General features: G+C 61.5%; 11 protein-coding genes and 2 tRNA genes. 8 read left to right on the forward strand and 5 right to left on the reverse strand.

Annotation, left to right across the window (positions count from 1 at the left end):
• The first annotated feature begins 85 nt into the window (after positions 1-85).
• The 3 genes from OKC31_RS13785 (at position 86) to OKC31_RS13795 (ending at position 4,647) form a co-directional block, all read left to right on the forward strand.
• On the forward strand, positions 86-2,053 hold the full coding sequence (locus OKC31_RS13785; RefSeq protein ID WP_247823802.1) for an ATP-binding protein: 1,968 nt from the start codon (positions 86-88) through the stop codon (positions 2,051-2,053).
• A 55-nt stretch (positions 2,054-2,108) separates the two neighbouring features.
• Positions 2,109-2,606, forward strand: coding sequence for a response regulator (locus OKC31_RS13790; RefSeq protein WP_139710651.1), 498 nt, complete (start codon positions 2,109-2,111; stop codon positions 2,604-2,606).
• 67 nt (positions 2,607-2,673) lie between these two features.
• Complete coding sequence (locus OKC31_RS13795) at positions 2,674-4,647, forward strand: DNA topoisomerase III (protein ID WP_247823803.1); 1,974 nt, start codon at positions 2,674-2,676, stop codon at positions 4,645-4,647.
• A gap of 40 nt (positions 4,648-4,687) precedes the next feature.
• On the opposite strand, the gene OKC31_RS13800 is transcribed toward OKC31_RS13795, so the two are convergent.
• The gene (locus OKC31_RS13800) at positions 4,688-5,128 is read right to left on the reverse strand and encodes a DUF417 family protein (protein ID WP_110304110.1); all 441 of its coding nucleotides are present in this window, start codon (positions 5,126-5,128) and stop codon (positions 4,688-4,690) included.
• A gap of 13 nt (positions 5,129-5,141) precedes the next feature.
• Positions 5,142-5,675: a carboxymuconolactone decarboxylase family protein gene (locus tag OKC31_RS13805; protein WP_247823804.1), complete on the reverse strand. Its 534-nt coding sequence runs from the start codon at positions 5,673-5,675 to the stop codon at positions 5,142-5,144.
• A gap of 101 nt (positions 5,676-5,776) precedes the next feature.
• Here OKC31_RS13805 and OKC31_RS13810 point away from each other — a divergent pair, with 101 nt between their 5' ends.
• Positions 5,777-6,607, forward strand: coding sequence for an AraC family transcriptional regulator (locus OKC31_RS13810; protein WP_247823805.1), 831 nt, complete (start codon positions 5,777-5,779; stop codon positions 6,605-6,607).
• 40 nt (positions 6,608-6,647) lie between these two features.
• On the opposite strand, the gene OKC31_RS13815 is transcribed toward OKC31_RS13810, so the two are convergent.
• The gene (locus tag OKC31_RS13815) at positions 6,648-8,003 is read right to left on the reverse strand and encodes a TrkH family potassium uptake protein (protein ID WP_247823806.1); all 1,356 of its coding nucleotides are present in this window, start codon (positions 8,001-8,003) and stop codon (positions 6,648-6,650) included.
• Complete coding sequence (locus OKC31_RS13820) at positions 8,000-8,653, reverse strand: potassium channel family protein (RefSeq protein ID WP_005339863.1); 654 nt, start codon at positions 8,651-8,653, stop codon at positions 8,000-8,002. Before OKC31_RS13820 ends, OKC31_RS13815 begins: the two co-directional genes overlap by 4 nt.
• 127 nt (positions 8,654-8,780) lie before the next feature.
• Between OKC31_RS13820 and murB the strand changes: the two genes are divergently transcribed.
• Both murB and birA read left to right on the forward strand, forming a co-directional pair.
• The gene (murB, locus tag OKC31_RS13825) at positions 8,781-9,818 is read left to right on the forward strand and encodes a UDP-N-acetylmuramate dehydrogenase (RefSeq protein ID WP_247823807.1); all 1,038 of its coding nucleotides are present in this window, start codon (positions 8,781-8,783) and stop codon (positions 9,816-9,818) included.
• Positions 9,815-10,780: a bifunctional biotin--[acetyl-CoA-carboxylase] ligase/biotin operon repressor BirA gene (gene birA, locus OKC31_RS13830; RefSeq protein WP_247823808.1), complete on the forward strand. Its 966-nt coding sequence runs from the start codon at positions 9,815-9,817 to the stop codon at positions 10,778-10,780. Before murB ends, birA begins: the two co-directional genes overlap by 4 nt.
• Positions 10,781-10,861: 81 nt before the next feature.
• Here the strand turns inward: birA and coaA are convergent, their stop codons facing one another.
• On the reverse strand, positions 10,862-11,800 hold the full coding sequence (gene coaA, locus OKC31_RS13835) for a type I pantothenate kinase (protein ID WP_005339877.1): 939 nt from the start codon (positions 11,798-11,800) through the stop codon (positions 10,862-10,864).
• A 263-nt stretch (positions 11,801-12,063) separates the two neighbouring features.
• Between coaA and OKC31_RS13840 the strand changes: the two genes are divergently transcribed.
• Together OKC31_RS13840 and OKC31_RS13845 are read left to right on the forward strand one after the other, a co-directional pair.
• A tRNA-Tyr gene (locus OKC31_RS13840) sits at positions 12,064-12,148 on the forward strand.
• Between the two features lie 38 nt (positions 12,149-12,186).
• Positions 12,187-12,261: transfer RNA gene (locus tag OKC31_RS13845), tRNA-Gly, on the forward strand.
• Positions 12,262-12,421 lie beyond the last annotated feature (160 nt).

Genomic DNA, 12,421 nt, shown 5'->3' on the forward strand with positions numbered 1-12,421 from the left:
TTTCCGCGACAGCTGTTAGCCCCCTCGCAAAACCCCACAAGATTCGCTGATATAGTGAGCAGTGAGCCTCAACGGAGTGTCGCTGATGAGCCCTTTCTCACTGCTGTGTGTCGCCGCCAACGTGCAACTGCTGGCCGAATTCGAACAGGAGTTGGCTCCGCTGCTCGGCCATTTCGCGCTGGTGGTGGTGGTCGGTCAGGGGTCGGCGGAGCTGGCCTTGGACGAGCTGGATCGCAAGGGGCAGCCACCCGCCGTAGTGGTGTGTGACAGCGAGCTGGGGGATGGGCGAGGGGCCGATTTTCTGATCCGTCTCGGCAGTCGTCACGAGGCGTGCCGCAAGATCCTGCTGGGCAGCCAGCCGGAAATGAAATCGATCATCGAGGCGGTGAACCTCGGTCGTCTCGACTACTACCTGCAACGCCCCTGGCGCGATGGTAGCCTGCGCCGGGCGGTGATCGAGCAGGCGAGCCACTTTGTATTGCAGCGTCCCGAGGCGGACCTGCTGAGCTATGCCGCCGTGCTCGACAACCAGAAGCTGCTGCGAGCCCACGTCGATCGCCAGTTGGCTGCCTATCGGCAGGGCTTTATGGATTACACCCACTGCAGCGATGAAGAACTCTCCCGGGTGGTGATCGACGGCCTCTATCAGTTTTTCGAGTGCAATGACGAGGAGCGGGTCTGCCGCCACTACAGCCCGGGCCATGTGCTGACCCGCGAGGGGGAGCCCAACAGCTTTCTCTGGTTTATTGCCAAGGGGGAGGTGGTGCTGCGCAAGCGGGACGAGCAGGGGATCGATCAGGAGGTGGTGCACTACCGTACCGGCTCGCTGGTGGGGGGCATGTCCTTCGTCACCGGCGAACCCGCCTTCACCACCGGCGTGACCCTGACCGGCGCCGAGGTGATCAAGCTCGACAAGCTGCAATTCTCCCGGGTGATGCAGGCGCGCAGCGAACTGCTCCCCTCCTTTACCAACCTGCTGCTGCGCCACTTCAACCGTCGCCTGCAAAACAGCATCCGCACCGAGATGCGGCTGCAACAGACCCTCAACTCCCTCGATGCCGCTCACGCCCAACTGGTGGAGAGCGAAAAAATGGCGATGCTGGGTCAGCTGGTGGCCGGTGTCGCCCACGAGCTGAACAACCCGGTGGCGGCCATTATCCGTGGCAGCGAGACCCTGCGGGCCGCCATCCCCGATCTGGTCAATCTCGAACTGCCCGCCTCCATCAAGGGGCTGGGCAACCAGACCCTCTGTCAGGCGCTCTCTTCCCAGCCGGTTTCGACCAGCGAGATCCGTGACAAGACCCGGCAGGCTGAGGGGCGCTTTGGTGATCGCCAGCAGGCGCGGCTGGCGGTACAGATGAATCTGGATGACGAGCTGAACTGGCAACGCTGGTTTGCCAGCCGCACTGCCGACGAGCGGGAGGCGCTGCTCTCCCGGCTGGAGCTGTTCCAGCAGACCGGCAGCTTCCTGCGCAATATCGAAGTGTGTGCCCGTCGCATCGGCGATCTGGTCAAGAGCCTCAAGCAGTATGCCCGGCAGGATCGGGCCGAGCCCTCGCTGGTAGACCTGCACGAGGGGCTGGAAGATACCCTGATGATTTTCGAAAACCGCCTCAAGCAGCATGAGCTCTGCAAGGAGTACCAGCCGCTGCCGCTGGTGCGCTGTCACCCCATCACCCTGCAGCAGGTGTGGACCAACCTGATCGCCAACAGTCTGGATGCCATGAGCGGCCCGGGGCGACTCACCATTCGCACCGGGTTGCTGGATCCCGAGTGGGTCATGGTAGAGATCGAGGATAGCGGTTGCGGCATCGAGCCCGAGCTGTGGCAGCGGATCTTCGATCTCAACTTCACCACCAAGCGGGAGGGCCATTTCGGCCTCGGGATTGGTCTGAGCGTTTCGCTGCAGATAGTGCAACAGCACCACGGCCGGATTGAGGTGGCCTCCGAACCGGGCCGTTACACCCGGATGCGGGTCTGTCTGCCGCTGGACGGCATGGGGCAGGCCGGTTACGGGGGCGAACCTCATCACAACAAGGAGCATGCGGCCTGAGCCGTCGCCAGCATCAATCGCGCGGCGTGCCAAACCATGTCGCCAAGGAGGAGCAATGAACAAACACTATCTGATCCTGTGTGTGGACGATGAGCGTGAGGTGCTGGATGCGGTGATCCACGATCTCGCCCCGTTCCGTTCCCACTTCGAACTGGAAGCCGCCGAGAGCGTCGATGAGGCGCGAGCGGTGGTGGAGGAGTGGGAGAGCGACGGCAACAAGCTGGCGCTGATCCTCTGTGACCACATCATGCCGGGAACCCTGGGGGTCGATTTTCTGGTGGAGCTGAACCGCCGAGCCTCCACCCGGGCCAGCCGCAAATTGCTGCTGACCGGACAAGCGGGGCTGGAGGCCACCGTCGAGGCGGTCAATCGCGGCGGGTTGCACTACTACCTTGCCAAGCCGTGGAAGCTGGAGACCCTGCAAGAGGCGGTGCGCGAACAGCTGACCGACTACCTGCTGGCGGAAGATGGCGAAAATGCCTTCCACTATGCGCCGCTGCTCAATCAGGCGCGGCTGTTTGCCGCCATCCACGATCACCCGTTCGACGAGTAGAGGCAGTTGGGCTTTCGCGGTGGCAGTTGTATACTGTCTGCATATACAGTATTGCGGGTAGCCACCGATGCGACTCTTTATCGCCGAGAAGCCCACGCTGGGCCGTGCCATTGCCGATGCCCTGCCCAAGCCCCACAAGAAGGGCGACGGTTTTATCGAAACAGCCCAGGGGGATGTGGTCACCTGGTGCATCGGCCATCTGCTGGAGCAGGCCGAGCCCGATGCCTATGACGCCGCCTTCAAGCAGTGGCGGATGGAGCATCTCCCCATCATCCCCGCCCAGTGGCAGCTGGTGGCCAAGCCCAAGACCAAAACCCAGCTCACCGTCATCAAGCGACTGATCAAGCAGGCGGACTGTGTGGTCAACGCCGGTGACCCGGACCGGGAAGGACAACTGCTGGTGGATGAGGTGATCGACTTTCTCGGCTACCCGAAAACCAAGCCGGTGCAGCGCTGCCTCATCAGCGATCTCAACCCGCCTGCAGTGCGCCGTGCCCTAGACAAACTGAGGGATAACAAGGAGTTCGTGCCGCTGGCGGTTTCCGCACTGGCCCGCAGTCGGGCCGACTGGCTCTACGGCATCAACATGACCCGCGCCTATACCCTGCTCGGGCGCAAGGCCGGTTGCAGCGAGCTGCTCTCGGTCGGTCGGGTGCAGACCCCGCTACTCGGGCTGGTGGTGCGGCGGGATCTCGAGATCGAGGCCTTCGTGCCCAAACCCTTCTACGAGGTGCTGGCCCATCTGCTGACCGATAGCAACGAGCGCTTCACCGCCAAGTGGCTGCCGTCCGAAGCCTGCCTGCCGTGGCAGGATGAGGAGGGGCGGGTGCTCAATCGGGCGCTGGCCGACAAGGTGGTGAGCCGGATCAACGGCCAGCCCGCTCAGGTTGAATCGGTGGAGGAGCAGGCCCGCAAGCAGGCGGCGCCGCTGCCCTATAACCTCTCCAGTCTGCAGATCGATGCCGCCAAGCGCTTCGGCATGGATGCCAAGCGGGTGCTCGATATCTGCCAGAGCCTCTACGAGCGTCACAAGCTCATCACCTATCCGCGCTCCGACAGCCGCTATCTGCCGACCGACCACTTCAAGCGGGCCGAGCAGGTGCGTGGCGCCATCGCCGCCACAGCGCCTGCGCTGGCCAAGGCAGTTGCCGAGGCGGACGGCAAGATCCGCAGCAAAGCGTGGAACGACAGCAAGGTGGATGCCCACCACGCCATCATCCCCACCGAGAAACAGGGCAACCCCGCTACGCTGGGTGCCGACGAGGCGAAGCTCTATGGCCTGATTGCCCGCCAGTATCTGCTGCAGTTCTATCCCCCGTTCGAATACAACGACAGCAAGGTGCTGCTGCGCATCGCCGGTGGTCTGTTTCAGGCCAAGGCACGGCGCATTCTCAAAGCGGGCTGGAAGGCGCTGCTCGGGGTGGAGGAGGATGACGACGAAGAGAAGGCGGGCACGCTGCCTGCCTTGAAAGAGGGAGAGCAACTGCTCTGCGAGCGGGGCGAACTGCTGGAAAAGATGACCCAGCCGCCCAAATCGTTCACCGATGCCACTCTGCTGGCGGCCATGACCGGCATCGCCCGTTATGTGCAGGATCCCGAGATCCGCAAGACCCTGCGCGATACCGACGGTCTCGGCACCGAGGCGACCAGGGCGGGCATTATCGACCTGCTGTTCAAGCGCCGCTTTCTGGTGCGTCAGGGCAAGAGCATCAAGGCGACCCCGACCGGGCGCGCGCTGGTTCAGGCGTTGCCAGCCACCGCTACCACGCCGGATATGACGGCGCTGTGGGAGCAGAGCCTCGGCCAGATCGCCGAGCGCCACGGCAGCTACCAGCAGTTTATGGGGCCGCTCACCGAGCAGCTCAACGGTCTGATTGAAGGGGCGCGACAGGATTCCGGCGCCAGCTTCAGCACCCTGCCCAAGGAGGCGCCGGGTGTCGGCAAGCGGCGTTTTACCAGGCGCAAGAGTCCGGCGGCCAGCACGACTGGCGGGCCCCGACCGCGCAAGACGGCCAGCAAGCGCCAGACCAGGGCGGCATAACGAAAAAAGGCGCCCATCCCGGGCGCCAAAGGCATTGTTGTCAGGCTGCCTGAGTGGACAAGCTGGCACGGATCCTGTGCTGGTAGTGCAGAACCACACCGAGAAACACCAGATCCTTGAACAGGAAGAACTCGGTGACTGGCACGCCGTCAACAATCTTCCAGACACCTGTCAGGGTCAGCAGGAAGCTCAGCGTCGCCAGGAAGGTGACGATAGCCCCCATGCTGCACCAGTAACCGATGCGAGGTTGCCACAGACCCACGACCAGCCCGATGGCGATCACTATCTCGACCACCCCGATCAGGTTCGATACGCTCTGTTCCGACAGGGGGCCATAGAGCCAGCTCATCAAGGGGTGGCTGGCTACCAGTGGTTTGATGGCGGCTGCCTCTGTCGGGGTAAACTTGAAGACGCCGATCCAGAGCAGGGTCAATACCACGCCCGCCAGGGCGACCAGAAAGCCTTTGTCATGTTGCTGCATGGGGGCTCCTTGTTTAAGGGGTCAGAGTGACGGGCGGGAAGTCGATCTCGGTCGCCGCCAGGTGGTTGCCATAGTTGGTCAGGGTATTGACCACCACCTGGCCGAGCACCTCCAGCAGTAGCTCGTCATCTACGCCTGCGGCACGGGCGCTAGCAAGCTGCTCGTCACTGATCACCCCGCGCTGGTTGACCAGCGCCGTTGCCAGTTGCAGCAGGGCGTGATCAAGGGGAGCCGAGGCCTGGCCGAGTCGGGCAGCCCGGATCTCCTGGGCCGAGAATCCGGCCTTGCCCGCGAGCAGTGTGTGAGCAGAGAGGCAGTATTGGCAGGCGTTGGCTTGACCTATGGCCAGTGCCAGCAACTCCCGTTGTGGGGCAGTGAGACGCCCCTTGCCAAGCGCCTCGGCAAAGGCCAGGAAGCCATTGAGCAGGGCTGGCGAGTGGGCCAGGGTAGCGTAGAGGTTGGGCACCATACCCAGATTGCGTTGCAGGGTGGCCAGGGTCGGGGCGGCTGCGGGTTGCGGTTGGGATACGGGTTGGATACGGCTCATGATCTTCTCCTGTGGTAGTGAAGGTACGGGAGACAGTGTGCCGTCATTTGTGATACGGTTTATCACTCATCGTCTGCAAATAAATACTATTCGTCTCAAATATGGATCCGCTCTCTGCCCTGTTGGTTCATGCCTCCCCCGAAGCCAAGATCTTCTTCGCCGGCAACCTGTGCCAGAACTCCTCCAGTGATGATTATCCGAGTGGCGGACATCTTCATCTGCTGCGCAGTGGCGTCGTCATGTTGCGTGAAGAGGGGGGAGCAAGCTTGCTGCTCGAGGAGCCGACCCTGATCCTGTTCCCTCGGGGACGTCCTCACAAGCTTGAACCCAGAACGCTGGGGGGTTGTGATTTGGTGTGCGCCAATGTCGCATTCGGCAAGGGGGGCGCATCGCCGTTGCAGCTGGCATTACCGGGCTCGCTGGTGCTGCCGCTACGTGAGTTGCCTGCCCTGACGCCGGTGCTGAACCAGCTGTTTGACGAGGCGTTTCACCCCCGCTACGGGCAGGATCCGCTGATCTCCCGCTTGCTGGAGGTACTGTTGATCCTGCTGCTGCGTCATCTGGTCGAGCAAGGGGTGTGTCAGCAGGGGATGCTGGCAGGTATTTCCGATCCCCAGTTGGCCAAGGCGATCTCGGTGATGCATCAGCGTGGGGATGAACCCTGGACGGTGGCCACGCTGGCGCGGGAGGCCGGCATGTCGCGAGCCCGCTTTGCCGCGAGGTTTCAGGAGCGGGTTGGTCAAGCGCCGCTTGGTTATCTGACCCACTGGCGCATGGCGCGAGCCTGCCAGCAACTGCTGGCGGGGGAACCCATGGTGCAGGTGGCGCTGGGGGCGGGGTACAGCAGCAGTGTTGCCTTTGGTCGGGCATTCGAGCGGGAGCTGGGGGTGAGCCCGGGGCGCTGGCTCAAGGCGCAGCAACAAGCCGAATAAAAAACGGGGCAGCCAGTGGCTGCCCCGTTTTCATAACCGGTCAGCCGGTATAGACGTTCTCTTCCGGATAACGGATGCGGGTCTCGACCGGGCGGGCCAGCATAAAGGCCAGGGTCAGGGGGCCGAGACGGCCGCAGATCATCACCAGCACCAGGATCAGCTTGCCCGGCTCGCTCAGGGAGGCGGTGATGCCGGTGGAGAGGCCGACGGTGGCAAACGCCGAGATGGTCTCGAACATGATTTTGTCGAACGGCAGATCCTCGGTCACCATCAGCAGGAACATCGCCAGCATCAGCACCATGGTGCTGACGATGATGATGGCCAGCGAGCGTGTCACGATCTGGGGCGACAGGGTGCGGCCAAAAGCGGTGACATGAGGTCGTTTGGTCAGAAACGCCTTGGTCGCCAGCAGCACAACCGCGAAAGTGGTGACTTTGATACCGCCACCGGTCGAGGTGGCACCGGCACCGATAAACATCAGCATCATCAGAAACAGCAACGCCGCCGGGGTCATCAGCCCGATATCTATGGTATTGAAACCGGCGGTACGGGCACTGGCAGACTGGAAGAAGGCAGCCAGCAGCTGGCCACCGAGGCCGGCCTTGCCGAGGGTGCCCGGGTTGTTGTGTTCCAGCAGCCAGAACATCAAGGTACCGGCCAGCAGCAGCGCCGGGGTCATCAGCAACATCAGCTTGCTGTGCAGCTTCAGCTTGCGCCAGCGGCGGTTGCGCACCAGATCGACGATGACGGTAAAGCCGATCCCCCCCAGGATCAGCAGACCGGCGATGGTCAGGCTGATGATGGGGTCGTCCCTATAGTCGATGAGGTTGTTGGCAAAGAGCGAAAACCCGGCGTTGTTGAAGGCTGATACCGCGTGGAAGAAGCTGACATAGAGGCCGTGCACCCACCCCATCTCGGGCACCCAGCGGATCGCCATGATGCCGGTGCCGATCAGCTGGGCAATAAAGGCGAACAGCACGATCCGTTTGACCAGCTGGATGATGTTGACCGAGCCTTCCTGTCCCAGCGCCTCCTTGGCCAGCACCTGTTGGCGCAGACCGACCCGCTTGCTGAAGATGGCGATCAGCAGCAGGGTCATGGTCATCTGGCCCAGACCGCCGATCTCCATCAGCATCAGCAGGAAAATCTGCCCCTGCAGGGTGAAGGCGGTGCCGGTATCCACCACGCCAAGACCTGTCACGCTGATGGCCGAGGTGGCGGTAAACAGGGCGTTGACGAAGGTGACCTCGCCATTGTGGCTGGAGGGTTGCACCAGAAAGATGGTGCCAATCAGCAGAATGATCAGAAAGCTGCCGAGGATCAGCCGGGCTTCGCTCCAGCGAGAGTCCTGCTCCCGATGGAGGGCGAAGGCGTAGCTGCTGCGCCAGTTGATCATAGGGTTTCGAGCCAGTGGTCGATGGCGTGCTTGTTGCCCGCCAGGATCAGGATGTCGCCCAGTTGCAGCTCCATCTTGCCGGTCAGCACGTTGTGCAGCACATCACCACGCTTGATGGCGAGCAGCTGGAAATCGCTCTGTTGCAGCAGGTGGAAGTCTCCCAGTTCCCGGCCGTTCTGTTGCAGGCCAATCACGAACTCGGTCAGCACCATGTCGTGACCCAGCTCCAGATAGTCGAACAACCGGTTGTCCAGCATGCTCTGGGCGACCCGGCGGCCCATGTCCCACTCCGGGTTGATCACCTTGTCGGCGCCCACTTTCTGCAGGATCTTGGCGTGGAACTTGTCGCGCGCCTTGACCCACACCTTCTTCACGCCTGCCTCTTTCAAGACGAGGGTGGTGAGGATGCTGGTCTCCAGGTTGTCACCGATGGCAACGAAGACGATATCGAAATTGGCCAGTCCCAGCTCGGCCACGGTGGCCTCGTCGGTGGCGTCGGCCACGATGACGTGATTGCAGAGGGCGGCGATTTGCCGGGTCTTGCTCTCGTCGATATCGATGGCCAGTACTTCGGCATCTTGCCGTTGCAGCTCTTCGCACAGCGCGCTGCCAAACAGGCCCAGGCCGATGACGGCAAACTGGTTGTTCATGAGTTATTCCTCAGCAGTTGAAGTCGCCTACTCTAAACCACTGCTATTCCCCCGAAAAGGGCTCGGGTTTTTCGTCATGGGGTAACTTGAGGTAGACTGCGCCCTTGCACCAAGCCGGGATAGACCGATGAAACTGAATGCCAACGCCTCCTTGTTGAAGCTCAACACCCTTGCCCTCGATGCGTACTGCCTCTGGCTGGCCGAGGTAGAGCAGGTTGCCGATCTGGCAACCCTGCGTGCCGATCCGCAGCTCAACCAGTTGCCTCGCCTCAATCTGGGCGGCGGCAGCAACATGCTCTTCACCACCGATTTTCTCGGTCTGGTGGTGCTCAACCGGCTCAAGGGGATTACCGCTGAAGATGGTGGCGATCACTGGTTGCTCCATGTGGCGGCCGGTGAAGATTGGCATCAGCTGGTGCGCCATACCTTGCAACAGGGCTGGTTCGGGCTGGAGAATCTGGCGCTCATTCCCGGTACGGTCGGTGCAGCGCCGGTGCAGAACATCGGTGCGTATGGCGTTGAGCTGGCCGACTTCTGCGCCTATGTCGAGGCGTTCAACTGGCAGAGTGGCGAGATTGAACGGATCGCGGCGGCAGAGTGCCGTTTCGGTTATCGCGACAGCATCTTCAAGCACGAGTATCAGGATTCCCACCTGATCACTGCAGTCGGGCTCAAACTGCCCAAGGCGTGGCAACCGGTGCTGGGCTATGGCCCGCTGGCGGCGCTCGGTGACGCGCCTTCGGCGCAGGCCATCTTCGATACCGTCTGTGCCACCCGCATGGCCAAACTGCCGGATCCTGCGGTGCTCGGCAATGCGGGCAGCTTCTTCAAAAATCCGGTGGTGCCTGCCGCGCTGGCGGAGTCGCTCAAGGCGCGCTACCCGCAGATGCCCTGCTATCCGGCCGGAGAAGGGCAGGCCAAGCTGGCGGCGGGCTGGCTCATCGATCAGTGCGGTTTGAAAGGTTTTGCCATTGGCCGTGCCGCTGTTCATCAGGAGCAGGCGCTGGTGCTGGTCAATCTGGGGGGCGCCAGTGCCATGGAGCTGATCGCGCTGGCGGCTCATGTCCGTGACAGCGTGGAGCAGACGTTTGGCGTGGTGCTGGAGCACGAGGTGCGTTTTATGGGTGCGCACGGTGAAACCTGGCTCGACGAGGTGCTCTCATGACGTTGACTCCCATCAGACAGACCCTGATCACCCTGCTTAGTGACGGCCAGTTTCACTCCGGCGAACAGCTGGGCGAGCAGCTCGGCATCAGCCGGGCGGCGGTGAGCAAACACATGGCGGCGCTCAAGGAGCTGGGGCTGGATCTCTTTAGCCTGACCGGCAAGGGTTACCGGCTGGCGGTGCCGATGGCGCTCTATGACGAGGCGCAGCTGCAGGCACTGGCCCCGATGGCGCCGGTGCACTGTTTTCCGGTCATTGGCTCGACCAACCAATACCTGCTGGATCGGGTTAATGAGCTGCGCTCCGGTGAGAGCTGTCTGGCCGAGTGTCAGACAGCCGGGCGCGGTCGTCGTGGCAAACCCTGGATTTCGCCGTTCGGTTGCCAGCTGATCCTCAGCATGTACTGGCGACTCGAACAAGGCATGGCGGCGGCCATGGGGCTGAGTCTGGCGGTCGGCGTGGCAGTGGTTGAAGCGCTGGAGTCCCTTGGTTATCAGGGGGTCGAGCTCAAGTGGCCGAACGACCTCTACTATCAGGGCCGCAAGCTGGCGGGCATTCTGGTAGAGATGAGCGGTAGCGCCGGGGCCAGCTGTCATCTGGTGATCGGCATCGGTCTCAATCTGGCGATGCCTGCCCGCGAAGGTGAGAAGATCGATCAGGCCTGGGCTGAGCTGCGTCACATCAATCCGGAACTGGTCGATCGTAATCAGTTGGCGGCCCGGATGATCGTCCATCTGCAGCGGGCGCTGCACACCTTTGAGCAACAGGGGCTGGCAAGCTTTGTCGATGACTGGAACCGGCTCGATCACTTTGCCGGTCGCCCGGTGCGCTTGTTGATGGGGGATCAGGAGATCCGCGGCATCGCCCGTGGCATCGACGATCGCGGCGCCCTGCGACTGGAGACAGGTGAAGGGATCAAATTCTATCTGGGGGGCGAACTCTCCCTGCGCCGGGGCGACTGAGGGTCAGTAAGGCCGCTCATGATACCAAACAAGAAGAGGGGGCCCGCGGGCCCCCTCTTCGTTATCCGGCAACCGACGTCATCATTTGCGCAGCTTGATCTGCTCGATGGCGTGCTCATGGCCCTTGGTCATGATCAGGTTGGCACGCTCACGTGTTGGCAGGATATTCTCTTGCAAATTCAGATAGTTGATATCTTGCCAGATGTTGCTCGCGATCTGGGTCGCCTCACTCTCCGCCAGTTTGGCGTAGTTATGGAAGTAGGAGTCGGGATCCGAGAAGGCGCCGCTGCGGAATTTCAGGAAGCGTTCGATATACCAGGTACGCAGCAGTTCGGCATCGGCATCCACATAGATGGAGAAGTCGACGAAGTCCGACACGAAGACCCGATGGGGCTCCTGAGGGTAATCCATGCCGCTTTGCAGCACATTGAGCCCTTCCAGGATCAGAATGTCCGGCTGCTCCACCACCTTCTTCTCATCGGGAATGATGTCGTAGATAAGGTGGGAGTAAACCGGCGCTTCGACCTTCTCGTGACCGGCGCGGATATTGGCGACAAACTCCACCAGATGGCGGATGTCGTAGGATTCCGGGAACCCCTTGCGGCGCATCAGGCCGCGCTCTTCCAGTACCTTGTTGGGATAGAGGAAGCCGTCGGTGGTGACCAGTTCCACCCGCGGGTGTTCCGGCCAGCGCTCCAGCAGGGCCTGCAGAATACGGGCCGTGGTGCTTTTGCCCCCCGCCACACTGCCGGCAATGCTGATGATATAGGTGCCCTTGCCACGGGACTGGCCGAGGAACTGCTCCAGCACCCGGCTGCGACGCTGTTTGGCTTTGACATAGAGATTGAGCAGGCGGGAGAGAGGCAGATAGATCTCTTCCACTTCCCGCAATGACACCTTCTCGTTGATCCCGCGCAGGGTCTGCAGATCGTGTTCGGTCAGGGTCAGGGGGACCGAATCGCGCAATAACGCCCATTGTTCGCGGGTGAATTGCAGATAGGGGTTATGCTCTGTCGTCATGGTGTCATCACTGTTTCTTGGGCACGGCGACCATACACCAAGGGTGGGGGAGCGACAAGGGACGCAGCAGGATTGGCTTGTTTGCCCCCGCTTTTTTGCAAACTTCCCAGCAATAAAGCATATTTTGCCGGGTTCAATGGTTGCATCCCCCAAAACCTTACAATAAAATGCGCGACGCTTGACTGTCTGTCGTCTATTTGCCGTGCAAAAGCGATAAACACAACGGGTGCAAGCAGAATTACCGTTGTGACAATCTGGCGTCTGGAGGGGTTCCCGAGCGGCCAAAGGGATCAGACTGTAAATCTGACGGCTCTGCCTTCGAAGGTTCGAATCCTTCTCCCTCCACCATATTTCTCTGCGGTTTGAGTTCTTTGGGTTAGAGAAATGCGGGCATCGTATAATGGCTATTACCTCAGCCTTCCAAGCTGATGATGCGGGTTCGATTCCCGCTGCCCGCTCCAAGATGCTGATATGGCTCAGGCGTTAGCAGAGCCGCACCCTAGGGTGAGTTCGGCAAGCGAACCAGCCATCAGTACCTCTCTCTTTCCCATCAGATTCAAATCCATCATATAAACTGTTCTGTGGTTAGCTTGCCACCGCGTACTCAGCGTTAGTTTAGAG

The sequence above is a fragment of the Aeromonas sp. Y293-4 genome, assembly GCF_027705905.1.
Lineage (GTDB): Bacteria > Pseudomonadota > Gammaproteobacteria > Enterobacterales > Aeromonadaceae > Aeromonas > Aeromonas veronii.